The sequence below is a fragment of the Pseudomonas atacamensis genome (assembly GCF_017167965.1).
Lineage (GTDB): Bacteria > Pseudomonadota > Gammaproteobacteria > Pseudomonadales > Pseudomonadaceae > Aquipseudomonas > Aquipseudomonas atacamensis.
The window spans coordinates 5,092,592-5,115,684 of record NZ_CP070503.1; the positions used below are offsets into that span (position 1 = coordinate 5,092,592).

General features: G+C 61.1%; 20 protein-coding genes. 8 read left to right on the plus strand and 12 right to left on the minus strand.

The genetic code is table 11. The annotated features are described in order from the left end of the window. Positions 1-14: 14 nt before the first annotated feature. The 6 genes from JWU58_RS23295 to mreB form a co-directional block, all read right to left on the minus strand. Entirely contained in the window at positions 15-3,818 is a 3,804-nt protein-coding gene (locus tag JWU58_RS23295) for a YhdP family protein (protein WP_206421051.1), read from the minus strand. A 75-nt stretch (positions 3,819-3,893) separates the two neighbouring features. Then, a complete protein-coding gene (gene rng, locus JWU58_RS23300; protein ID WP_016771696.1) occupies positions 3,894-5,351 on the minus strand; it encodes a ribonuclease G in 1,458 nt (485 codons plus the stop codon). Between the two features lie 58 nt (positions 5,352-5,409). Further along, a complete protein-coding gene (locus JWU58_RS23305) occupies positions 5,410-6,006 on the minus strand; it encodes a Maf family protein (RefSeq protein WP_206421052.1) in 597 nt (198 codons plus the stop codon). Between the two features lie 37 nt (positions 6,007-6,043). Further along, positions 6,044-6,535 carry a rod shape-determining protein MreD gene (gene mreD, locus JWU58_RS23310; protein ID WP_024011608.1) on the minus strand — a complete coding sequence of 164 codons (492 nt, stop codon included), beginning with the start codon at positions 6,533-6,535 and terminating at the stop codon, positions 6,044-6,046. Beyond that, complete coding sequence (gene mreC, locus JWU58_RS23315) at positions 6,535-7,638, minus strand: rod shape-determining protein MreC (protein WP_083387093.1); 1,104 nt, start codon at positions 7,636-7,638, stop codon at positions 6,535-6,537. The genes mreD and mreC overlap by 1 nt, the downstream gene beginning before the upstream one ends. Before the next feature lie 140 nt (positions 7,639-7,778). Further along, positions 7,779-8,816 (minus strand): rod shape-determining protein MreB, encoded by a 1,038-nt coding sequence (gene mreB / locus JWU58_RS23320; protein WP_002555108.1) that lies wholly within the window; start codon positions 8,814-8,816, stop codon positions 7,779-7,781. A 211-nt stretch (positions 8,817-9,027) separates the two neighbouring features. Here mreB and gatC point away from each other — a divergent pair, with 211 nt between their 5' ends. The 6 genes from gatC to JWU58_RS23350 all read left to right on the plus strand — a co-directional run bounded on the left by gatC (position 9,028) and on the right by JWU58_RS23350 (position 14,314). After that, complete coding sequence (gene gatC, locus JWU58_RS23325; RefSeq protein WP_024011606.1) at positions 9,028-9,315, plus strand: Asp-tRNA(Asn)/Glu-tRNA(Gln) amidotransferase subunit GatC; 288 nt, start codon at positions 9,028-9,030, stop codon at positions 9,313-9,315. A gap of 16 nt (positions 9,316-9,331) precedes the next feature. After that, on the plus strand, positions 9,332-10,783 hold the full coding sequence (gene gatA / locus JWU58_RS23330) for an Asp-tRNA(Asn)/Glu-tRNA(Gln) amidotransferase subunit GatA (RefSeq protein WP_024011605.1): 1,452 nt from the start codon (positions 9,332-9,334) through the stop codon (positions 10,781-10,783). A gap of 10 nt (positions 10,784-10,793) precedes the next feature. Further along, the gene (gene gatB, locus JWU58_RS23335; RefSeq protein WP_016771702.1) at positions 10,794-12,239 is read left to right on the plus strand and encodes an Asp-tRNA(Asn)/Glu-tRNA(Gln) amidotransferase subunit GatB; all 1,446 of its coding nucleotides are present in this window, start codon (positions 10,794-10,796) and stop codon (positions 12,237-12,239) included. Between the two features lie 218 nt (positions 12,240-12,457). Continuing rightward, the gene (locus JWU58_RS23340) at positions 12,458-12,829 is read left to right on the plus strand and encodes a septal ring lytic transglycosylase RlpA family protein (RefSeq protein WP_024011604.1); all 372 of its coding nucleotides are present in this window, start codon (positions 12,458-12,460) and stop codon (positions 12,827-12,829) included. Between the two features lie 31 nt (positions 12,830-12,860). Next, a complete protein-coding gene (locus JWU58_RS23345; RefSeq protein ID WP_277425675.1) occupies positions 12,861-13,937 on the plus strand; it encodes a calcium/sodium antiporter in 1,077 nt (358 codons plus the stop codon). Continuing rightward, complete coding sequence (locus JWU58_RS23350; protein ID WP_206421054.1) at positions 13,934-14,314, plus strand: carboxymuconolactone decarboxylase family protein; 381 nt, start codon at positions 13,934-13,936, stop codon at positions 14,312-14,314. Before JWU58_RS23345 ends, JWU58_RS23350 begins: the two co-directional genes overlap by 4 nt. 100 nt (positions 14,315-14,414) lie before the next feature. Here the strand turns inward: JWU58_RS23350 and JWU58_RS23355 are convergent, their stop codons facing one another. From JWU58_RS23355 to kdgD, 5 genes are all read right to left on the minus strand, one after another. Then, a complete protein-coding gene (locus tag JWU58_RS23355) occupies positions 14,415-15,356 on the minus strand; it encodes an AEC family transporter (RefSeq protein WP_123443388.1) in 942 nt (313 codons plus the stop codon). A gap of 156 nt (positions 15,357-15,512) precedes the next feature. Next, a complete protein-coding gene (garD, locus tag JWU58_RS23360) occupies positions 15,513-17,066 on the minus strand; it encodes a galactarate dehydratase (RefSeq protein WP_016771706.1) in 1,554 nt (517 codons plus the stop codon). Positions 17,067-17,077: 11 nt separating this feature from the next. Continuing rightward, a complete protein-coding gene (locus tag JWU58_RS23365; protein WP_051600602.1) occupies positions 17,078-18,439 on the minus strand; it encodes an MFS transporter in 1,362 nt (453 codons plus the stop codon). A gap of 100 nt (positions 18,440-18,539) precedes the next feature. Continuing rightward, positions 18,540-19,985, minus strand: coding sequence for an aldehyde dehydrogenase family protein (locus tag JWU58_RS23370; protein ID WP_016771707.1), 1,446 nt, complete (start codon positions 19,983-19,985; stop codon positions 18,540-18,542). Between the two features lie 71 nt (positions 19,986-20,056). Further along, the gene (gene kdgD / locus JWU58_RS23375; protein ID WP_016771708.1) at positions 20,057-20,968 is read right to left on the minus strand and encodes a 5-dehydro-4-deoxyglucarate dehydratase; all 912 of its coding nucleotides are present in this window, start codon (positions 20,966-20,968) and stop codon (positions 20,057-20,059) included. A gap of 298 nt (positions 20,969-21,266) precedes the next feature. Here kdgD and JWU58_RS23380 point away from each other — a divergent pair, with 298 nt between their 5' ends. After that, on the plus strand, positions 21,267-21,647 hold the full coding sequence (locus JWU58_RS23380) for a hypothetical protein (protein WP_016771709.1): 381 nt from the start codon (positions 21,267-21,269) through the stop codon (positions 21,645-21,647). Between the two features lie 192 nt (positions 21,648-21,839). Further along, positions 21,840-22,187 carry a hypothetical protein gene (locus JWU58_RS23385; protein ID WP_016771710.1) on the plus strand — a complete coding sequence of 116 codons (348 nt, stop codon included), beginning with the start codon at positions 21,840-21,842 and terminating at the stop codon, positions 22,185-22,187. A 4-nt stretch (positions 22,188-22,191) separates the two neighbouring features. Here JWU58_RS23385 and JWU58_RS23390 read toward each other — a convergent pair whose 3' ends face one another. Continuing rightward, positions 22,192-22,938 (minus strand): FadR/GntR family transcriptional regulator, encoded by a 747-nt coding sequence (locus JWU58_RS23390; RefSeq protein WP_024011597.1) that lies wholly within the window; start codon positions 22,936-22,938, stop codon positions 22,192-22,194. Positions 22,939-23,093 lie beyond the last annotated feature (155 nt).

Sequence of the window (23,093 nt, forward strand, 5' to 3'; positions counted from 1 at the left end):
CAAGGCCGGGCCGTTCAAAAAGGCTTGTCAAAGGTGATTTTCGGCTCTTTCCATGGGCCTTTGACGGTGTACTTGACGCTGGCGAAGCGCGCGACGCGGTCGCCGATCAGCTTGTCGATGAGGAACAGCGCGCCGCCGACCGCCGGTGCGCCAACAAGCAGCGCGGCGATCGGCAGGTTGTTGGTCACCGGCAGTGTCACCAGCAATTTCGCATCGACCTTGTCACCGACCAGATCCAGCGTGCCGTCCAGCTCAAGATTGCTCGAAGGCCCGGTCAGGCGAATCGGCTCACGGGTGACGTAGACACCGTTGTTCGCCACCAGCAAACCTTTGACCCGGTCGTAGCTCAAGCCTTTGCCGAACAGGTCGGAGAAGTCCAGACGCAGACGCCGGCCGATCGAGTTGAAGTTGAGCAGACCGAACACCCGCAGCGCCTGAGCACCACCTTCCACTTCAACGAACTGGCCCTTGTTCAGCGAGGCGTCGAGGGTGCCGGAGAAGCGCTTGGTCGCCAGCCACGCCGGCGAGCCCGGCCAACGTCCATCGACGTCCATATGGAATTCTTCGCTGGTCACGCTCGGCGCGAAGCCCCAGCCTTTGAGCACGTCGGCCAGATTCTTGCCGCCAATGCGGCCCTTGTACCAACTGCTGGTCGCCCCCGGCGCGCCTTCCCAGCCGCCGTTGCCTTGCAGGAGGATTCCCTTGAGGCCCATATCGAGGTTGTTCAGTGCGATGCCCTTGGCGGTCGGCCGCACTTTCAGCGACCAGCCACCCACCAGATCGGGGCCGAGGAACAATTGATTGAGGGTGATATCCAGCGCCGGGATTTTCGTCGGATCGACTGACGCCAATGGATCCGGCGCGTTCTCGTCAGCCTGCACCGCCGGGTCCGGCGCCGGCAGTTTCACGTATTGCAGATTCACCGCAATCGGCACGCCGTTGGCGTCCGGCAGGCTGGCCGTGCCCTTGGCCTGCTGACTATCGAGAGCGAGATTCCATGCGCCGGGCTTGCGATTGATCTGCACCGAGGCCTGATCCAGCGTGGTGCCGAGCGCGGTCAATTTGCCGACTTTGATGTCAGCGCTGCTGAGCAGTTGCTTGGCGCTGCCGCCGGGATCCCCGCCGGCGTATTTGTTGGCCAGATCCTGCCACGGCGCGACGTCCAGCTCCGACAGCACCCCACGAATGCGCAGGCCCTTGGCGCCCGGCAACACCGCTTCGCCAGCGCCGAGAAACAGTTCGCCACGGCCATCGGCGAAATTGCTCGGCGGCGCGGCAAAAGTGAAATTGGCCAGTTGATCGTAATTGAACCAGTAACGCCGCTCCTGGCCTTGCAGGGTCATGCGAAACACTGTGTCGCGCCCGACATCGGCGGCCATGCCGAACGGCGCCGGCAAATCCACTGCCACGCCTTTGAGGCTGGAGCTGACCAGCAACTGGCTGTCGGCCCCGGAAAGATTCAGCTGCAACTGATAAGGAATCGTCCCGGACACCGGCAACGGCTGGGTCACGCCCAGCCAGTCGGTGAGCTTTTTCACTTCGACCTGCCCCGACGCCGCAACCCGGGTCTTGATCTGGTTGGGGCTGCCATCCGCGAAGATCTGCGCAGTGACCGGTTTGTCGAAGGCCCGCGCAGAGATGTTCTGGCCGCTGAGGCCTTTATTGCTGTCAAAGCGGAAATCGCCCTTGAGCTGGCTCAGTTCCAGTTTCGGTTCGGCCAGTTTCAGCCGCGCGTTGGCGGTTTTGAAATCGACGAGGATTTTCGGCTGTTCGCCCTTGGCCAGCGGAATGTCCAGTTTGAGCTTGCCATTCAGATCACCGGCGCCCTCCCAACCGGCAAAGGTTTCGCCGGTGCCGATCGGCGCGTCCTTAAGAATCTTCAAACCATCGCCCAGGCCACCGGCAAACGCGCCATCGAGCAACAGATGGCTGTTCTGTCCGGCCGGTACGTGAGGAATATTGACGAAGACATCGCTGACTTGCGTATCGAGCAACTGGCCCTTGCTGGCCCAGATGCGCACGCCGCTGTCCTCGATGAACACGTCACCGCTGACCTTGCTCACGTGCGGCCAGCCCGGCTGAAAGGCCAGTTCGGCGTCATGCACTTTGAAGAACAGGCTGATGCTGCGATCAGCCTCGCCGGCATTCTTGCTCAGCGAGCCCTGATACTGGAAGAAACCCTGATCCACCGCGCCTTTGAGGATCGCCGTGCGCAGCCACTCATCAAGCGCCGGGCTCAACACCGCCGGCAGGTATTTCGCGGTGTAGCGACCGTCGCCATCGACCAGGCCGACGCGCAGGTCCATGTAGTCTTCCTGGCTATGGTCGAAGTGCAGGCGGATAAGGAAGTCGCCGGCAATCTTGCCCTCCTCGCCCAGCACCTTCAGGTACGGCGCAATCAGGGTGAAGCCATCCTTGTCGAGCTTCCAGGTCAGCCGCGCATTGGCCTGCAGGTATTGCCATGGTTTGGCGAAAATCGGATCGAGGTGCAGGACGAAGTCCTTGCTGTCGAGGCGCAACTCACCGCCGTCCAGATTGCCGCTGAGGCTGCCACTGACATTCCGCGCCGCCGGAGCGCCGTGGTAGGCATCAAAACCGACATTATCGAGGTTGGCGGCAAAGCCGAATTTATTGCCATCGGCGGCGGTCGGACGGAAATCCAGCAGGACGTTGCGCAGGCCGCCGGTTACCTTCAAACGCTCGACCACTGTGGCGAAGCTTTGCGGCAACGGCCCCAGCGCATTGAGCAGCGGCGTGATCGGGGTCAGATCGAGGCGATCGGCCTGCAAATGCCAGAGCTCTTCAGCGTTGGCGCTGGCGCGAGTCTGCTGCACCTGCACATGGGATTCCCAACGGGTGTCGCCGAAGCTCATCGCCAGTGAATCAAGAGTGACCTTCGCGCCCTCGGCGGTGTTGCGGTAATAGGCGTTGAGCGCCAGATTGTTGATCTGGATTGGCTTGCGCTCGGCGTAGGCACCGGTCACTTGCGGCGCATTCAGGCGCAACGCGGCGCTTTGCAACGCGCCTTCGGCCCAATCGACCCAGAGTTCACCGCCGGCCTTGATCTCGGAAAAATTCCATTGCTGAGTCAGGCGCTCGGGCAGCCACTTCGACCAGTCGCTCTGCGGCAGGCTGGCATAGCCCTCGATAGAGCTGTTCTGCCACTGATCAGGACGCAACTGGCTGCGCAGGCTCAGCGCCACAGGCTGGCCATCGGGCAAGGTCAGACGCGCGTCGAGACGCTGGCGGCTGGCGCCGGTGCGCAGATTCAGACCGACATAGGTGAGCGTCATGGGCGCGTGGTCGAGCGGTTGCAGGGTCACTTGGCTGTCGAGCACCGACAGTTGCTTGATCATCTGCGAGCGCTGGAACAATTGTGCCGGATCGAACGGTTGATCCTTCTGCACCGGCAGGCCTTCCAGCGCCCAAGTGCCGTCTTCGGCTTCCTTGAGGCTGACCTTCAAACCGTTGAGTTCGATATGCGCGAGGCGCACTTCGCGGGCGAGCACGCTGCCCCACATATCCGGCACCACCCGCACGCGGTCGAGGCGCAGAGCGTTGGCACCGTCGCCGACCATCACGTCGTGGGCCAGCAGGATCGGCGCGAAACCGCTCCAGTTGCCTTCCAGCTCACCGATTTGCAAAGGCATGCCGAGGGCGGCGCTGGCCTTGTCTTCGATGTCGGCGCGGTATTCGGCCACCAGTGGCGTCAGCTCGCGGCCGAGGCTGACGTATAACGCCATCAACACCAGAACCAACGCGCACAGGCCCAGCCCCCAGCGGGTGAGTGCGGCCAGAATGCGTGTCAGACGCTCCATGTCAGTTGGCTCCCATGGCAAAAATACTGCGAAAAGCTGAGGCCAGCCGCGTTGAATGAGTAGTGATGCAGGGCTTCAGAGCAGCACCACGTCATATTGTTCCTGGGAATACATGGTTTCCACCTGGAAGCGTATGGTGCGGCCGATAAAGCCTTCAAGCTCGGCGACGTTACCGGACTCTTCATCGAGCAGACGATCGACCACTTTCTGGTTGGCCAGTACCCGATAACCCTCGGCCTGATAGGCCCGCGCCTCGCGTAGAATCTCGCGGAAGATCTCGTAACAGATGGTTTCGGCGGTCTTCAGTTTGCCGCGTCCCTGACAACTGCTGCACGGTTCACACAACACCTGTTCGAGGCTTTCGCGGGTGCGCTTGCGGGTCATCTGCACCAGGCCCAGCTCGGTAATGCCGATGATGTTGGTCTTGGCGTGATCGCGCTCCAGCTGTTTCTCCAGAGTGCGCAGGACCTGACGCTGGTGCTCTTCATCTTCCATGTCGATGAAGTCGATGATGATGATCCCGCCGAGGTTGCGCAGGCGCATCTGCCGGGCAATCGCCGTGGCCGCTTCGAGATTGGTCTTGAAAATGGTTTCTTCGAGGTTGCGATGACCGACGAACGCCCCGGTGTTGACGTCGATGGTGGTCATGGCTTCCGCCGGATCGATCACCAGATAGCCGCCGGATTTCAGCGGTACCTTGCGCTCCAGCGCGCGCTGGATTTCATCTTCGACTCCGTACAGATCGAAGATCGGCCGCTCGCCCGGATAGTGTTCCAGACGATCGGCGATTTCCGGCATCAGTTCGGCGACGAATTGCGTGGTTTTCTGGAAGGTTTCCCGCGAGTCGATGCGGATCTTCTCGATCTTCGGATTGACCAGATCGCGCAGGGTGCGCAGGGCCAGGCCGAGGTCTTCGTAGATGACGCTGGGCGCGGCGATGGTCTTGATCTGCTCGTTGATCTGGTCCCATAGGCGCCGCAGGTAGCGAATGTCCATCAAGATTTCATCAGCGCCCGCGCCTTCAGCGGCTGTGCGCAGAATGAAACCGCCGGCCTCCTTGATGCCTTCTTTGGCTACGCAATCGCTGACCACCTGCTTGAGACGCTCGCGCTCGGCTTCGTCTTCGATCTTCAGGGAAATGCCGACGTGGGCGGTGCGCGGCATGTACACCAGATAACGCGAAGGAATCGACAGTTGCGTGGTCAGGCGTGCGCCTTTGGAGCCGATCGGGTCTTTGGTGACTTGCACCACCAGACTTTGACCTTCGTGCACCAGCGAACTGATGCTTTCCACCGCCGGGCCTTCGCGCAAGGAGATTTCGGCGGCGTGAATGAAAGCTGCACGATCGAGGCCGATGTCGACAAATGCCGCTTGCATGCCCGGCAGTACACGAACGATCTTGCCTTTATAGATGTTGCCGACGATCCCGCGTTTCTGCGTGCGCTCGACGTGGACTTCTTGCAGCACACCGTTTTCGACCACCGCCACGCGCGATTCCATCGGCGTGATGTTGATCAGAATCTCTTCACTCATGGCAGGATCTCGTTCAGGCATGTTCACGATAGTGGCCGCATCTGGATTCGTACGACGCTCAGGGCGTGTTCAGGTTTTGCCAACAGGGTATGCCGAAATGGCCCAACACCTCGCAGGTTTCGCACAACGGCAGGCCGACCACCGCCGAATAGCTGCCGTCGAGCCCGGCGACGAACACCGCACCCAGGCCCTGAATGCCATAGCCGCCGGCCTTGTCGCGCGGTTCGCCACTGGCCCAGTAGGCGCCGGCCTCTTCGCGGCTGATGCTGCGAAAACGCACGCGACTGCGCACCACCCGCGACTCGCAGCGCTCACCTTCAAGCACGGCGATGGCGGTCAGCACTTCGTGTTCGTTGCCGGACAACATCATCAGCATGGCGCATGCATCGGCTTCGTCCACCGGTTTGCCAAGTATTTTGCCGTCGAGTACCACAGCGGTGTCGGCGCCAAGCACGCAGAACGGCTGGTCAGAGACGACCGAGCGGCGCCCGGCCTCAGCCTTGCCACGCGCGAGGCGGTCGACATAGGCCGAAGGGGATTCTTCAGGCAGCGGGGTTTCGTCGATGTCCGCGCTGATGGAGGAGAACTGCACGCCGATCTGCGTGAGCAATTCCCGGCGGCGCGGTGAGCCGGAGGCGAGGTAAAGCAGTTTCATCAAAACATCTCCCTGTTCAGTGCCCTGCTTCACCGGCTCAATAGATTCTGTAGCGTCGGCACATCCCGCGAAGGGCGAAGCTGACCCACGGCCAGAGCAAGGCACTGACCAGCGCCGGCAAGACCAGCGCCAGGGTTGGCTGACGGTTGCCGGTCAGAGCGCTGAGCCACAGTTGCGCCAATTGTGCGAGGCCGAAGATCACCAGGATCACCAGGCACTGCTGCCACATCGGGAACATGCGCAGACGCTGCTGCAACGACAACACGAGGAAAGTAATCAGGGTCAGGATCAGCGCGTTCTGCCCGAGCAGGTCGCCCTGCAGGACATCTTCGGCCAGTCCCAGACAGAAGGCGGTGACCATGCCGACCGTGTGCGGCATATACAGCGCCCAGAAGGTCACGAGCAAGGCCAGCCACAGCGGGCGAAGGATTTCCATGAAGATCGGCAACGGCGATACGCTGAGCAGGATACCGACGAAGAATGTCAGCCAGATCATCCAGCCGTTTCCGGATTTTTTCGCGCCGACCATTATTCTCGTCCCCCGGTAGTCGCTGGCGGTTTCGCCGGTGGTTTGCTCGCGGCCGGCGGTTTGGCAGCGGCCGGAGCGGCAGCGGGCGGTTTGCTCGCGGCGGGCTTGGCTGGCGTGGCGGCAGGCGCTGCGGCTTCAGTGGCCGGCGCTGCGGTAGCGGTCGACGGCGTGGCAGGCATGATCAACGGTTTCGGCACGCTGGCCGGCAACATCGGGCCACCGCCGTGGGCATCGAGCTGTTCCTGCGCCTGGGCGGCGTCATTGGCGCGTTCCTCGGCAGTGCGGCTGTCGCTGAACACCAGCAGCAGGTAGCGGCTGCGGTTCAAGGCGGCAGTCGGTACGGCGCGGACAATGGCAAACGGTTGGCCGGAATCGTGGATGACTTCCTTGACCGTGGCCACCGGATAACCGGCCGGGAATCGCTGGCCGAGGCCGGAGCTGACCAGCAGGTCGCCCTCTTTGATGTCTGCCGTGTCGGCGACATGACGCAATTCCAGGCGCTCAGGGTTGCCGGTGCCGCTGGCAATCGCGCGCAGACCGTTACGGTTCACCTGCACCGGAATGCTGTGAGTGGTGTCGGTCAGCAGCAGGACACGCGAGGTGTACGGCATCAACTCAACCACCTGGCCCATCAGCCCGCGTGCATCGAGCACCGGTTGGCCGAGCACCACGCCGTCGCGCTCACCTTTGTTGATGATGATGCGATGGGTGAAGGGGTTGGGGTCCATGCCGATCAGCTCGGCCACTTCGACCTTTTCATTGACCAATGCAGAGGAATTGAGCAACTCGCGCAACCGAACGTTCTGCTCGGTCAGGGCCGCGAGCTTTTGCATGCGCCCCTGCAACAGCAGGTTTTCGGTCTTGAGTTTTTCGTTTTCGGCGACGAGCTCGGTGCGGCTGCCGAACTGACTGGCGACCCCTTCCCACAAGCGGCCGGGCAGGTCCGTGATCCAGTAGGCATCCATGAGCACCAGCGACGCTTGCTTGCGCGCGGGCTTGAGCAGGTCGAAACGTGCATCGACCACCATCAGCGCGACCGCGAGCACGGCCAGCACCAACAGGCGCACGCCCAACGAAGGGCCTTTGGTGAAAAGCGGTTTAATAAGCCGCTCCTCCCAGGCAAATGTTCTGTTTATTCATACGGCATCAAACCGGCCTGGATGAAGACTGACAGAAGATAAACGCCAACAGGCAGCACTGCAAAGTGCTGCCTGTGCGTTCACCCACGTATTGCATTCGAAGCTTATTCGCTCGAAAGCAGATCCATGGTGTGCTTATCCATCATTTCCAGCGCACGGCCACCGCCGCGAGCAACGCAAGTCAGCGGATCTTCGGCAACGATCACCGGCAGACCGGTTTCCTGAGCCAGCAACTTGTCGAGGTCACGCAGCAGCGCGCCACCACCGGTCAGCACCAGGCCACGCTCGGCGATGTCGGAAGCCAGTTCCGGCGGCGATTGCTCCAGCGCGCTTTTCACCGCCTGAACGATGGTTGCCAGCGACTCTTGCAGAGCCTCGAGCACTTCGTTGGAGTTCAGGGTGAATGCGCGTGGAACGCCTTCGGCCAGGTTGCGACCGCGAACATCGACTTCGCGTACTTCGCCGCCCGGGTAGGCCGTACCGATTTCCTGCTTGATGCGCTCAGCGGTGGATTCACCGATCAGGCTGCCGTAGTTGCGGCGCACGTAGGTGATGATCGCTTCGTCGAAACGGTCGCCACCGACACGAACGGATTCGGCGTAAACCACACCGTTCAGGGAGATCAGGGCGATTTCCGTGGTACCACCACCGATGTCCACGACCATCGAACCGCGCGCTTCTTCAACCGGCAGGCCGGCACCGATCGCAGCAGCCATCGGCTCTTCGATCAGGAACACTTCACGGGCACCGGCGCCAAGGGCCGATTCACGGATGGCACGACGCTCAACCTGGGTGGACTTGCATGGAACGCAGATCAGCACACGAGGGCTGGGCTGCAGGAAACTGTTTTCGTGAACCTTGTTGATAAAGTACTGCAGCATCTTTTCGCAGACGCTGAAGTCGGCGATCACGCCGTCCTTCATCGGACGAATGGCAGCAATGTTGCCCGGCGTACGGCCGAGCATGCGCTTGGCCTCGGTGCCGACAGCGACGACACTTTTCTGGTTACCGTGTGTCCGAATGGCCACAACCGATGGCTCATTCAGGACGATACCGCGCTCGCGCACGTAAATAAGGGTGTTGGCAGTGCCCAGGTCAATGGAAAGATCGCTGGAAAACATGCCACGCAGTTTCTTGAACATGGGAAAGGGACCCTAGGCAACGCGTGGGTAAAAAAGTGCGGCAAACTCTAACAACGACAGGGATTTTGGGCAAGGCGCCAATATGTTAAATTGGCCGCTTTTCTGTGCACCAAGCCCCACAATCGCGGCCTTATGACCGTAGAAGTGCGGTAGTGTTCCGACAATCTAACACACGGACGCCGTCCGTTCTGTTTTCCACTGGAGAATCCCGATGGCGCTAGAACGCTCCGACGTGGAAAAAATCGCGCATCTGGCCTGCCTTGGCCTCAACGATGCCGATCTTCCGCACATTACTTCCGCCCTCAACAGCATTCTCGGGCTGGTCGACGAAATGCAGGCCGTTGATACCGACGGTATCGAGCCGCTGGCCCACCCCCTGGAAGCCAGTCAGCGCCTGCGCGCCGACGTGGTGACCGAGACGAATAATCGCGAGGCCTACCAGTCCATCGCACCAGCGGTCGAAAACGGCCTGTATCTGGTTCCGAAAGTCATCGACTAAAGGGAAAGAGCCTGCAATGCATCAAATGACTCTGGCCGAGATCGCCCGCGGTCTCGCCGATAAAAAGTTTTCCTCCGAAGAGCTGACCAAAGTCCTGCTGGCGCGTATTACCCAGCTCGATCCGCAGCTCAACAGTTTCATCAGCCTCACCGAGGATCTGGCCATCGAGCAGGCGAAAGCCGCCGATGCACGCCGGGCCAACGGTGAGAGCGGCGCCCTGCTCGGCGCGCCGATCGCCCACAAGGATCTGTTCTGCACCCAGGGCATCCGCACCAGCTGCGGCTCGAAGATGCTCGACAACTTCAAAGCCCCGTATGACGCCACTGTCGTTGCGAAACTGGCCGCTGCCGGCGCCGTGACCCTGGGCAAGACCAACATGGACGAATTCGCCATGGGTTCGGCCAACGAGTCGAGCTGGTACGGCGCAGTGAAAAACCCGTGGAACCTGGAACACGTGCCGGGCGGTTCGTCCGGTGGCTCGGCCGCCGCCGTGGCCGCTCGCCTGCTGCCTGCCGCCACCGCAACCGACACCGGCGGTTCGATCCGCCAGCCGGCAGCATTCACCAACCTCACCGGCCTGAAGCCGACCTACGGTCGCGTTTCGCGCTGGGGCATGATTGCTTACGCCTCCAGCCTCGATCAGGGCGGCCCGTTGGCGCGCACGGCCGAAGATTGCGCGATTCTGCTGCAAGGCATGGCCGGCTTCGACCCGAACGACTCCACCAGCATCGATGAGCCGGTTCCGGATTACTCCGCCAGCCTCGGCGAGTCGCTGCAAGGCCTGCGCATCGGCGTGCCGAAGGAATACTTCAGCGCCGGTCTCGACCCGCGCATTGCCGAGCTGATCCAGAACAGCATCCAGCAGTTGCAGAAGCTCGGTGCGGTGATCAAGGAAATCAGCCTGCCGAACATGCAGCACGCCATTCCTGCGTACTACGTGATCGCCCCGGCAGAAGCCTCCTCCAACCTGTCGCGTTTCGACGGCGTGCGTTTCGGCCACCGCTGCGAAAACCCGGAAAACCTCATCGACCTGTACAAGCGCTCCCGAGGCGAAGGCTTCGGCGCCGAAGTACAGCGCCGGATCATGGTCGGTGCCTACGCGCTGTCCGCCGGTTACTACGATGCCTACTACCTGAAAGCGCAGAAGATTCGTCGTCTGGTGAAGAACGATTTCATGGCTGCCTTTAATGAAGTCGACATCATCCTCGGCCCGACCACGCCGAACCCGGCGTGGAAACTCGGCGCGAAGAACAGCGACCCGGTCGCTGCCTATCTGGAAGACGTCTACACCATCACCGCCAACCTCGCCGGCCTGCCGGGCCTGTCGATGCCGGCCGGTTTTGTCGACGGTCTGCCGGTGGGCGTGCAGTTGCTCGCGCCGTACTTCCAGGAAGGCCGTTTGCTCAACGTTGCGCACCAGTATCAGCTCAACACTGACTGGCACACCCGCACCCCAACCGGCTTCTGAGGAGACACACATGCAATGGGAAGTCGTGATCGGGCTGGAGATTCACACTCAGCTCACCACCCGGTCGAAAATCTTTTCCGGTAGTTCCACCACCTTCGGTTCCGAGCCGAACACCCAGGCCAGCCTGATCGACCTGGGCATGCCCGGCGTGCTGCCGGTGCTCAACCAGGAAGCGGTGCGCATGGCGGTGATGTTCGGTCTGGCGATTGACGCCGAGATCGGCCAGCACAACGTGTTCGCCCGCAAGAACTACTTCTACCCGGATCTGCCCAAGGGCTACCAGATCAGCCAGATGGAATTGCCGATCGTTGGCAAAGGCCACCTGGACATCGCCCTGGAAGACGGCACGGTCAAACGCGTCGGCATCACCCGCGCGCACCTGGAAGAAGACGCCGGCAAGAGCCTGCACGAAGAATTCAACGGTGCCACCGGCATCGACCTGAACCGTGCCGGCACGCCGCTGCTGGAAATCGTCTCCGAGCCGGACATGCGCAGCGCCAAGGAAGCCGTGGCTTACGTCAAGGCGATCCACGCGCTGGTGCGCTACCTGGGCATCTGCGACGGCAACATGGCCGAAGGCTCGCTGCGTTGCGACTGCAACGTCTCGGTGCGCCCGAAAGGCCAGGTCGAGTTCGGCACTCGCTGCGAGATCAAGAACGTCAACTCGTTCCGTTTCATCGAGAAGGCAATCAACTCCGAGATCCAGCGTCAGATCGAACTGATCGAGGACGGCGGCAAAGTGATCCAGCAGACCCGCCTGTACGATCCGAACAAGGACGAGACCCGTCCGATGCGTTCGAAAGAGGAAGCCAACGACTACCGTTACTTCCCCGATCCGGACCTGCTGCCGGTGGTTATCGAAGAGTCGTTCCTCGGTGAAGTGCGTGCCACCCTGCCGGAACTGCCACCGCAAAAGCGCGAACGCTTCCAGAGCCAGTTCGGTCTGTCGGCCTACGACGCCAACGTGCTGGCCACCAGCCGTGAACAGGCGGATTACTTCGAGAAAGTCGCAGCCATCGGTGGCGACGCGAAACTGGCGGCGAACTGGGTGATGGTCGAGTTGGGCAGCCTGCTCAACAAGCAGGGCCTGGACATCGAAGACTCGCCAGTCTCCGCCGAGCAACTGGGCGGCATGCTGCAGCGCATCAAGGACAACACCATCTCCGGCAAGATCGCCAAGGTGGTGTTCGAAGCGATGGCCAACGGCGAAGGCAGTGCTGACGAGATCATCGAGAAGCGCGGCCTCAAGCAAGTCACCGACACCGGCGCGATCTCCGCCGTGCTCGATGAAATGCTCGCGGCCAACGCCGAACAGGTCGAACAGTACCGCGCGGCAGACGAAGCCAAACGCGGCAAGATGTTCGGCTTCTTCGTCGGCCAAGCCATGAAAGCCTCGAAAGGCAAGGCCAACCCGCAGCAGGTGAACGAACTGCTGAAAAGCAAGCTCGAAGGCTGACCACCAATGGAGCCAGATCCAAAGCCTGGCTCCATCCCCTGTGGAAGGGACCTGTGGCGAGGGGATTTATCCCCGTTGGGCCGCGAAGCGGCCCCAATTGCTGAGCTTGATTTGCACCAGATAAACCGAGTTCTCAGTTTTGGGACTGCTGCGCAGTTCTACGGGGATAAATCCCCTCGCCACAGGTCACTCCTACATTTGATCCGGGATACCTTTGAATGAAGCGTCTGTTGCTGAGCAGCGCCCTGCTCTCCCTGCTGGCCGGTTGCGCCAGTACCGACACCATCGACCCGCACGGTTACGACCAGACCGGCGTCGCCTCCTACTATGGAGCCAAACATCACGGTAAACGCACCGCCAGCGGCGAAGCGTTCAACCAGCATTCCCTGACCGCCGCCCACCGCCAGTTACCGTTCGGCACGCGGGTGAAGGTCACCAACCTGAAAAACGATGAATCAGTCGTGGTCCGCATCAATGACCGTGGCCCGCACACCCGTGGCCGGCTGATCGATCTGTCACGCGAGGCCGCCGATGAGATCGGCATGCTGCGCAGCGGCACCGCACGGGTTCGCGTGCAGGCCCTCGACTGATGGAGCGCTGACCATTTTCGGACTAGCCGATCTGCCGCTGATCAACGTCATCGAATTGCTCAGCGGCCTGGTTCTTTTGCTCATCGGCGCCGAGCTGATGGTGCGCGCCGCCGTGCGTCTGGCCGAGCGCCTGCGCGTGCGTCCGTTGATCATCGGCCTGACCATCGTCGCCCTCGGCAGCAGCGCGCCGCAGATGACCGTGAGCCTGCAAGCGGCGCTGACCGACAACCCGGACATCGCCGTCGGCAGCGTGGCCGGCAGCGGCATCTTCAACATCCTCGTAACCCTTGGCCTGTCGGCGTTGATCATCCCGCTGCGCGTGTCGCGGCAATTGGTGCGCCTCGATATCCCGCTGATGATCGGCGCCAGCCTGCTGGTATTCATCCTCGCCTGGAATAAAGACCTCGGACGTTTCGACGGTGTCCTGCTGCTCGGGGCCTTGGCGCTGTACCTTGGCTTGTTGTTCCGCCAGTCGCGACACTCGACGCGACCTCATACAGAACGACCCACCGAAACGCAGCAATCCTGGCTGATCAGTGTGCTGATGATTCTCGCTGGCCTGGCCATGCTGGTATTCGCCGGGCGTTTGCTGCTCGGCGCCGCCGTGGTCGTGGCCACCGACCTGGGCCTGTCCGAACGGGTCATCGGCCTGACCGTGGTCGCGGTCGGCACTTCGCTGCCGGAGCTGGCGACTTCGCTGATCGCTGCGTTGCGCGGGCAGCGCGACATTGCCGTGGGCAACGTGATCGGCGCCAACCTGTTCAACCTGCTCGGGGTGCTCGGGCTGACCGCCCTACTCGCACCGACGCCGCTTTCCGTCTCCCCCAACGCGCTGGATTTCGACTTGCCAGTGATGCTCGGCGTCGCGGCGCTGTGCTTGCCGGTGTTCTATTCCGGCTACCGCGTTACCCGGGCCGAAGGCTTGCTGCTGCTCGGTTTGTATCTGGTCTACGGGCTGCATGTGGTGTCGTTCACCACCGGCATGCCGCTGGCCGGCAAACTCGAGCGCTTGATGCTGTTTTATGTCCTGCCGGCGCTGCTGACGTTTCTGCTGTTCACGTCGATCCGCGCCTGGCGTCGCCAACACCACAAGAGAGATGTGCCATGAGCGAGTCGAAGCAGTCCGGGGTTGAAATCCGTCGTCAGGTCATGGGCGATGCCTTCGTTGATCGCGCCCTGGGCAACGCCACCGAGTTCTCACAGCCGTTGCAGGATTTCGTCAATGAACACGCCTGGGGCGGGGTGTGGAATCGCGAAGGTTTGTCGCTGAAAACCCGCAGCCTGATTACCCTCGCCGCGCTGACCGCGTTGAAGTGTCCGCAGGAGTTGAAGGGCCACGTACGCGGCGCGTTGAACAATGGCTGCACGGTGGAGGAGATTCGCGAAGCCCTGCTGCATTGCGCGGTGTATGCCGGCGTACCTGCGGCGATCGATGCGTTTCGCGCGGCGCAGGAAGTGATCGACAGCTACCAGAAACCGCAGTGACCGCCTTCGCGAGCAGGCTCGCTCCCACATTTGCAATGCGTTTCCCTGTGGGAGCGAGCCTGCTCGCGAAGAGGCCCTGCCAGACACCGCAAATCCTTGATCAGATCCACCCACCCCACTGCAACACAAAGATCCCGACATTGGTGGTAATCGCCGCCATCAACGTGGTCATCACGATAATCGCCGCTGCCAGCTCATGATTGCCCTGCGCCGCCCGGGCCATGACGAAACTTGCCGCCGCCGTCGGGCTGCCAAAGTAGAGAAACAGAATCCCCAGTTCCGCCCCGCGAAAGCCCCAAAGCCATGCCCCCAGTGTCGCCAGTAACGGCAGACCGACCATCTTCACCAGGCTGGAGCTGAGCGCCATCTTGCCGCTCTTGCGCAACGCCGCCAGTGACAGCGTGCCGCCGATACAAATCAGCGCCAGCGGCAACGTGGTCTGCGCCAGATACTGGCCGGAAGTTTCCAGCCAGCCCGGCAGTCCGATCTTGAAGTAAGCAAAAGGCGCCGCCGAAATCACGCTGATGATCAGCGGGTTGCTGAACACGCTTTTGCAGATGCTCCACGGATCGGACTTGATCACCGGGCTGTACACCGCCAGCACGATGGTCGACAGCGTGTTGTAGAACAGGATCACCAGCGCCGCGAGAATTGCCCCGAGGGAAATGCCGTAATCGCCGTACATGCTTGCCGCGAGTGCCAGGCCGATCACGCCGTTATTGCCGCGAAACGCGCCCTGAGTGTAGATGCCGCGATCTTCACGCGGACATTTGAAAATCGCCCAGCCCCAGGCCACGGCGAAACTCACCAGGGTGGCAAGGGAAAAGTAGATGAGGAGCGAAGGTTGCAGCGCGGCGTGCAGATCCGCGTGAAGGATGCCGAGGAACAGCAGCGCCGGCATGGTCACGTTGAACACCAGCGACGAGGCGGTGTGGATGAAGTTGTCGTTGATCCAGTCGATGCGCTTGAGCAGCACACCGAGAAACAGCATGGCAAACACCGGCGCGGTGATGTTCAGGGTTTCAAGAAAGATTGCCAGCATGCCGGAGAGCCTTGGGTGAGCGTCGATAGGGGGCTAATGATAAGCCACAAGTCCTTCGGCGTCTGGCAGATCGCTTTCGCGAGCAGGCTCGCTCCCACATTTGCAATGCATATCCCTGTGGGAGCGAGCCTGCTCGCGAAGAACGATGACGCGGTCTCAGGTAATCGGCGCCGGGTTGAACAAGGTGATGTCGTTGTGCAGCTTGTGCTTCTCCGCCCAGGTCTGTTGCTTGCCACTGGCAACATCCAGGTAATAGTGAAACAACTCCCAGCCGAGTTCTTCGATGGTCGCGCGCCCGGTGGCAATGCGTCCGGCATCGATGTCGATCAGATCCGGCCAGCGCTGCGCCAGTTCGGTCCGCGTCGAGACCTTGACCACCGGCGCCATGGCAAGCCCGTAAGGCGTGCCGCGACCGGTGGTGAACACGTGCAGGTTCATCCCCGCCGCCAGTTGCAGCGTCCCGCAGACAAAATCGCTGGCCGGCGTCGCGCAGAAAATCAGGCCCTTGTGCTTGAAGCGCTCGCCCGGGCCGAGCACGCCATTGATCGCGCTGCTGCCGGACTTGACGATCGAGCCCAGCGACTTCTCGACAATGTTCGACAACCCGCCCTTCTTGTTGCCCGGCGTGGTGTTGGCGCTGCGATCGGCTTCGCCCTTGGCCAGGTAACGGTCGTACCAGTCCATCTCGCGTACCAGCTCTTCGGCGACGGTTTGCGTTTGCGCCCGCGACGTCAGCAGATAGATCGCATCGCGCACTTCGGTGACTTCGGAAAACATCACCGTCGCCCCCGCGCGCAACAGCAAGTCCGAGGCATAACCCAGCGCCGGATTGGCGGTAATCCCGGAGAACGCATCGCTGCCGCCGCACTGCATACCGAGAATCAGCTCGGAGGCCGGCACGGTTTCGCGACGGCGCTGGTCGAGTTTCTTCAAACGCACTTCGGCCAGTTCCATGATCTGTTCGATCATTTCGGTAAAGCCGTGACTGGAATCCTGCAAGCGGTACAGCCACGGATCGCTGAGATCCACCGAGGCATCGTCCTCGTGCATCACCTGCCCGGCCTGCAATTTCTCGCAGCCCAGACCGATCACCAGTGCTTCGCCACCCAGGTTCGGGTTGCGCGCCAGATTACGCACGGTACGAATCGGGATGTAGGCGTCGGTCGCGGTAATCGCCACACCGCAGCCATAACTGTGGGTCAGTGCCACCACGTCGTCGACGTGCGGGTACTTCGGCAGCAACTCTTCCTTGATGCGCTTGACCGCGTGATCGAGCACGCCGGTGACGCACTGCACGGTGGTGGTGATGCCGAGAATGTTGCGCGTGCCGACGGTGCCGTCGGCGTTGCGATAACCCTCGAACGTGAAGCCTTCCAGCGGTGCCTGCGCATCCGGCACATCGGTGGACAGCGGCAAGCTGTCCAGCGGCGGCGCGGTCGGCATGCGCAGTTGATCTTCCTTGACCCAACTGCCACGACGGATCGGCTGCAACGCATAGCCGATGATCTGCCCGTAACGAATCACCGGGCCGCCTTCGGGAATATCCTCCAGAGTGACTTTGTGGCTCTGCGGCACGAAATCCAGGGTGACCAGGCCGTCGGCGAACTCGGTACCGGCCGGTACGCCCTGATCGTTGACCACCACTACAACGTTGTCCCGCTCGTGCAGGCGGATGTAGCGCGGCGAGTCGGAATGTTCAATCAACTGCATGACGCCGCTCCTCAGGAATGCGCTTGAGACAAATTGCCGGTGGCTTCATTGCCGCCCTTGGCTGGCGGCTCTTTCAACACCACCCGCTTGATCGGGCCGACGATCACCAGATAGCTGAACACCGCGACCAATGCGTTGGCGCCGACAAACACCAGCGCCCACTTGAACGAGCCGGTGGAGCTGATGATGTAGCCAATGACGATCGGCGTGGTGATCGAAGCGATGTTGCCGAAGGTGTTGAACAGGCCACCGCTCAGACCGGCGATCTGTTTCGGCGAAGTGTCGGAAACCACCGCCCAGCCCAGTGCACCCACGCCTTTGCCGAAGAATGCCAGCGCCATGAAGCCCACGACCATCCATTCCACTTCAACATAGTTGCACGCGACGATGCTGCTCGACACCAGCAGACCGGCGATGATCGGCGCCTTGCGAGCGAAAGTCAGCGAATGGCCCTTGCGCAGCAGGTAGTCGGAAATCACCCCGCCGAGCACGCCGCCGATAAAGCCGCAGATCGCCGGCAACGAAGCGATGAAACCGGCCTTGAGAATGGTCATGCCACGCTCTTGCACCAGATACACCGGGAACCAGGTCAGGAAAAAATAGGTGATGCCGTTGATGCAGTACTGGCCCAGATACACGCCCAGCATCATGCGGTTGGTCAGCAGCTGACGGATGTAATCCCACTTCGGACCGTCGGACTTCTTGCCCTTCTGATCCATGTCGACCATGCCGCCGTTGTCAGCGATGTGCTTGAACTCGGCCTCGTTGACCCGTGGGTGTTCGCGCGGGCTGTAGATGACTTTCAGCCACACCAGCGAGAACACGATACCGAGGATACCCATGACGATGAACACGTGCTCCCAGCCGAAGCTGTAGACGATCCAGCCCATCAACGGCGCGAACAGCACGGTGGCAAAGTATTGCGCCGAGTTGAAGATCGCCGAAGCGGTGCCGCGTTCAGCGGTCGGAAACCACGCCGCCACGATGCGCGCGTTGCCGGGGAACGATGGCGCTTCCGCCAGGCCCACGAGGAAACGCAGCATGAACAGCGCAACCACTGCCGTGGACATGCCGAATTCACCGACGAAGCCTTGCAGCACGGTGAACAGCGACCAGGTGAAAATGCTCAGGGCATAGACTTTTTTCGAGCCGAAGCGATCGAGCAGCCAGCCACCGGGAATTTGCCCGGCGACGTAGGCCCAACCGAATGCGGAGAAGATGTAGCCGAGGGTGACGGCGTCAATGCCAAGGTCCTTTTGCAGGCTGGAGCCGGCAATGGCGATCGTGGCACGGTCGGCGTAATTGATCGTGGTCACCAGAAACAGCATGAGCAGGATCAAATAGCGGACGTGAGTCGGCTTGGAGGATTGCATGCAGATGTACTCCCACTGATTATTTTTATGCGGGTAAAACATTCTTTGGTCTTGTGCCGCGCAGGGCCTCAGGCGATGGCCCGGCGCGGGTGCAGCGGGGTTACGATCCGATGTAACTGGTCTTCACGACCGTGTAGAACTCTTGTGCATAGCGGCCCTGCTCACGGGAGCCGTAGGACGAGCCTTTACGCCCGCCGAACGGTACGTGGTAATCCACACCGGCGGTCGGCAGATTGACCATCACCATCCCGGCCTGGGAGTGGCGCTTGAAGTGGTTGGCGTACTTCAGCGAGGTGGTGGCGATGCCGGCCGACAAGCCGAATTCGGTGTCGTTGGCCATTGCCAGCGCAGCTTCGTAATCGGCCACACGAACAATGTTGGCCACCGGGCCGAAAATTTCTTCGCGGCTGATGCGCATCGACGCTTCGCTGTCGGCAAACAGGGTTGGCGCGAGGAAGTAGCCCTCGGTGTCGCAAGTCACCACACCACCGCCGCTGACCAGACGTGCACCTTCGGACTGGCCGATGTCGATGTACTTCATGTCCTGTTCAAGCTGCGCCTGGGAAACCACCGGACCGATGTCGGTGCCGGCTTTCAGCGCGTGGCCGACCTTGATCGACTTCATGCGCTCGGCCATCGCTTCAACGAACTTGTCGTGAATGCCGGCGGTGACGATCAGACGGCTCGACGCTGTGCAGCGCTGGCCGGTGGAGTAGAACGCGCTCTGCACCGACAGCTCGACCGCTTGCTTGAGGTCGGCGTCGTCGAGAATGATCTGCGGGTTCTTGCCGCCCATTTCCAGCTGCACCTTGGCCTGGCGCGAAACGCAGTTGACCGCGATCTGACGACCCACGCCCACCGAACCGGTGAAGCTGATGCCGTCGACTTTCGGGCTGTTGACCAACGCCTCGCCAACCACGCGACCGCTGCCCATTACCAGGTTGAACACACCGGCCGGGAAGCCCGCGCGGGAAATGATTTCCGCCAGCGCCCAGGCGCAGCCCGGCACCAGATCGGCAGGTTTGAGCACAACGCAGTTGCCATAGGCCAGGGCCGGAGCAATTTTCCACGCCGGGATGGCAATCGGGAAGTTCCACGGCGTGATCAGACCGACCACGCCCAGCGCTTCACGGGTGACTTCGACGTTGACGCCCGGGCGTACCGACGGCACGTAGTCACCGGACAGGCGCAGGCATTCACCGGCGAAGAATTTGAAAATGTTGCCGGCGCGGGTCACTTCACCGATCGCCTCCGGCAGGGTCTTGCCTTCTTCACGGGCCAGCAGCGTGCCGAGCTCTTCGCGACGGGCGAGAATTTCCGTGCCGACTTTATCCAGCGAATCGTGACGGGCCTGAATGCCCGAAGTGGAATACGCCGGGAACGCAGCGCGAGCAGCGTCGATGGCGGCGTTGACCTGGGTCAGGTCAGCCTTGGCGTAATCGCCGATGGTGTCGCTGAGTTCGGACGGGTTGATGTTGGCCGAGTAATCGGCACCGGCGACCCATTCGCCATTGATGTAGTTGTCGTAGCGTTTTGCAGTTGTCACAGGGCAGCCCTCAACTCTAAAAGCCTTCACGCAAAAAGCCGCTGATTGCTCAGCGGCCTCGCTTTTCTCGTTTATTGCGCGCCTTGCTTGTCGATCAGCGCGGCGAGCATTTCGTACTCTTCGCCGGTCAGGTCGGTCAGCGGCGCACGCACCGGACCTGCGTCATAGCCGGCGATTTTTGCACCTGCCTTGACGATGCTCACGGCGTAACCGGCCTTGCGGTTGCGGATGTCCAGGTACGGCAGGAAGAAGTCGTCGATGATCTTGCCGACGGTGGCGTGATCTTCGCGAGCGATCGCGTGGTAGAAGTCCATCGCGGTTTTCGGGATGAAGTTGAACACCGCCGAGGAGTAGACCGGCACGCCCAACGCCTTGTAGGCAGCGGCGTAGACTTCGGCGGTCGGCAAACCACCCAGGTAGCTGAACCGATCACCGAGGCGGCGACGGATCGACACCATCAACTCGATATCGCCCAGGCCATCCTTGTAGCCGATCAGGTTCGGGCAGCGCTCGGCCAGACGTTCCAGCAGCGGCGCGTTGAGGCGGCAAACGTTGCGGTTGTAGACGACCACGCCGATCTTCACCGATTTGCACACGGCCTCAACGTGGGCGGCAACACCGTCCTGGCTCGCTTCGGTCAGGTAGTGCGGCAGCAGCAGCAGGCCTTTGGCGCCCAGACGCTCGGCTTCCTGAGCGTATTCGATGGCCTGGCGGGTCGAACCACCGACGCCGGCGAGGATCGGCACGCTGGTTGCGCAGGTGTCGACGGCAGTCTTGATGATTTCCGAGTATTCGCTGGCGGCCAGGGAGAAGAACTCACCGGTGCCGCCGGCGGCGAACAGAGCCGAAGCGCCATACGGAGCCAGCCATTCCAGGCGTTTGATGTAGCCCGCGCGATTGAAATCGCCCTGCGCGTTGAAATCGGTCACCGGGAAAGACAGCAGGCCGGCAGAGAGGATGGACTTCAGTTCTTGTGGATTCATTATTCGAACACCCTGGTAGCAACGTTTTATTGTGAGTGGACCGTTCAGCCTTCGCCGAAGTTGTAGGTCATCGTACAACTTAAAAAATAACCGTCAACTGCATTTCATCGTTGGCAGGGCTTTTTTGTCCGACAAAATCACTGCTTATGCTTCTGGAAATCGCTGGAAGGCCCGTCCTTGAAGCATTTGCTCGCGGAAATATCTGGTCTGGATTCGTTTAATCCTGAGGAGACCAGCGGCTCGTAAAGTACGTCGACTGCCACGAAGGATCGTGGCGGACCACTCAAAGGAAGCCGCTATGTCGATGCATTTTGCCGCCCCCACCCTCACCCATGCCGCCCCGGCTCAAGACGGCTGCGTGACACTTCAGCTCTCGCAATTGCCGGACATCCTCACCGTGCAGGTGCCGGATTCCAGCGATTTCGAGGCGAACTGGAGCGTCTACGCGATCCTCGGCAGCGATGGAGAAGAACCCCAATGGGAAGGTGATGAGGTGGACGCTGGCGCTTGGGACGACGCCGAGGATGAAATGGAGAAGCTGTTCGACATCGAGGTGCAACTGCCGAAAGAGGCGCTTCAACCGTACCTGAACCGCGAGGTGGAGCTGCGTTACAAGTTCCGCGATGAGTCGAGTATGGAGCCGTATTCTCAACCACTGAGGATGCGAATTGAACCCTGACTCTATTGACGCGCCACGTCATGGACGGTCAGACGCAACCCAGCGGCAGGTCGACCGTTCGTCCGTACTGGTAGTTCTTACAGGTGTCAGCCGATCAATTCTTGCCCCTAATGGTGACGTAGGTGATGAGTCCCCTAACCATGCCGTGATTCGAGTCATGGCTTAATCATTTTTTAAAAAAGGAATTCAGAGATGGCTTCAACCGAATCGGAAGAACACCCTTACTATCCTACATTTAGAGAGGCTTATCGCATTGGGGAGAGCAGTCTAATCCTTGACACTACCAAGCTCGAAGGCCCTGCCCACGGCATCGTGCCCTGGAATCCTGCATACAAGGTTGGCGATAAGATCACTTTTGAGCTGTTTCAAATAACCCCTTGGATTTCCTCGATCTTTGTGACTGAAGAAAATCGTGAAAAGGAATTCGTCTTTCCGATTGAGAAAGAAAAGTTCGACTTCACGCCCTCAAGATTCTGGTGTTACTTAAATGATGGTCCCTTCCCGGTTCCTCCAATAAATTTGCACGTCATCCTGGAATAATGAGCTAACCCTGCGCCTGCGCCTCTTCATGGGCCTGGCGCAGTCTCTCACGGCTATTGGTCAGGTGCAGGCGCATCGCCGCACGCGCAGCATCGGAATCCTGACGGGCAATCGCGTCGTAGATTTCCTCGTGCTCGCGGCTCAGGCGGCCCATGTAGTGCTGCTGGTCATCATGAGCCAAACGCGCCGAGTTCAGCCGGGTACGCGGAATGATGCTGGTGCCCAGGTGCGTCATGATGTCGGTGAAGTAGCGGTTGCCGGTGGACAGGGCGATTTCCAGGTGGAAAGCGAAGTCCGACGACACCGCATCGCTGGCATGCGAGGCGCTTTCGTTCAAGGCGTCGAGGGCGGCGCGCATGGTTGCCAGTTGCTCGGGGCTGCGGCGCTGCGCGGCGAGGCCGGCGGATTCGACTTCGAGGCTGATGCGCAATTCGAGAATCGCCAGCACGTCACGCAGGGTGACCACGGTGGCCGGATCGATACGGAAACCGCTCGGGCTTGGCGTATCGAGAACAAAGGTGCCAATGCCGTGGCGGGTTTCCACCTGACCGGCGGCCTGCAGACGGGAAATCGCCTCGCGGACCACGGTGCGGCTGACACCATGGGCTTCCATGATCGCCGACTCGGTGGGCAATTTGTCGCCACGCTTGAGCAGGCCATCACGGATCTGCTCGCTCAACACCGTCACCAATTCCTGGGCGAGGCTGCGGCGCTTGCGGGGGAGGCGCGGGGTGTCGATCAGCTTTTCCATGGTCTGCATCTTGTCTCGAAAATTCGGCTTGGCGCCATCATAGCTCAAGCGAGTTGTACGATCACCGGGCAGATCACATTACCCCACTGTGGGAGCGAGCCTGCTCGCGAAAGCGGTGGTTCAGACGACAGATTCGTCGACCAAGATGGCCCCTT

Excerpts from the sequence above, each read along its gene's own strand:
- JWU58_RS23295 (WP_206421051.1), bottom strand. The coding sequence starts at position 3,818 with ATGGAGCGTCTGACACGCATTCTGGCCGCACTCACCCGCTGGGGGCTG.
- rng (WP_016771696.1), bottom strand. The coding sequence starts at position 5,351 with ATGAGTGAAGAGATTCTGATCAACATCACGCCGATGGAATCGCGCGTG.
- JWU58_RS23305 (WP_206421052.1), bottom strand. The coding sequence starts at position 6,006 with ATGAAACTGCTTTACCTCGCCTCCGGCTCACCGCGCCGCCGGGAATTG.
- mreD (WP_024011608.1), bottom strand. The coding sequence starts at position 6,535 with ATGGTCGGCGCGAAAAAATCCGGAAACGGCTGGATGATCTGGCTGACA.
- mreB (WP_002555108.1), bottom strand. The coding sequence starts at position 8,816 with ATGTTCAAGAAACTGCGTGGCATGTTTTCCAGCGATCTTTCCATTGAC.
- gatC (WP_024011606.1), top strand. The coding sequence starts at position 9,028 with ATGGCGCTAGAACGCTCCGACGTGGAAAAAATCGCGCATCTGGCCTGC.
- gatA (WP_024011605.1), top strand. The coding sequence starts at position 9,332 with ATGCATCAAATGACTCTGGCCGAGATCGCCCGCGGTCTCGCCGATAAA.
- gatB (WP_016771702.1), top strand. The coding sequence starts at position 10,794 with ATGCAATGGGAAGTCGTGATCGGGCTGGAGATTCACACTCAGCTCACC.
- JWU58_RS23340 (WP_024011604.1), top strand. The coding sequence starts at position 12,458 with ATGAAGCGTCTGTTGCTGAGCAGCGCCCTGCTCTCCCTGCTGGCCGGT.
- JWU58_RS23350 (WP_206421054.1), top strand. The coding sequence starts at position 13,934 with ATGAGCGAGTCGAAGCAGTCCGGGGTTGAAATCCGTCGTCAGGTCATG.
- JWU58_RS23355 (WP_123443388.1), bottom strand. The coding sequence starts at position 15,356 with ATGCTGGCAATCTTTCTTGAAACCCTGAACATCACCGCGCCGGTGTTT.
- garD (WP_016771706.1), bottom strand. The coding sequence starts at position 17,066 with ATGCAGTTGATTGAACATTCCGACTCGCCGCGCTACATCCGCCTGCAC.
- JWU58_RS23365 (WP_051600602.1), bottom strand. The coding sequence starts at position 18,439 with ATGCAATCCTCCAAGCCGACTCACGTCCGCTATTTGATCCTGCTCATG.
- kdgD (WP_016771708.1), bottom strand. The coding sequence starts at position 20,968 with ATGAATCCACAAGAACTGAAGTCCATCCTCTCTGCCGGCCTGCTGTCT.
- JWU58_RS23380 (WP_016771709.1), top strand. The coding sequence starts at position 21,267 with ATGTCGATGCATTTTGCCGCCCCCACCCTCACCCATGCCGCCCCGGCT.
- JWU58_RS23385 (WP_016771710.1), top strand. The coding sequence starts at position 21,840 with ATGGCTTCAACCGAATCGGAAGAACACCCTTACTATCCTACATTTAGA.
- JWU58_RS23390 (WP_024011597.1), bottom strand. The coding sequence starts at position 22,938 with ATGGAAAAGCTGATCGACACCCCGCGCCTCCCCCGCAAGCGCCGCAGC.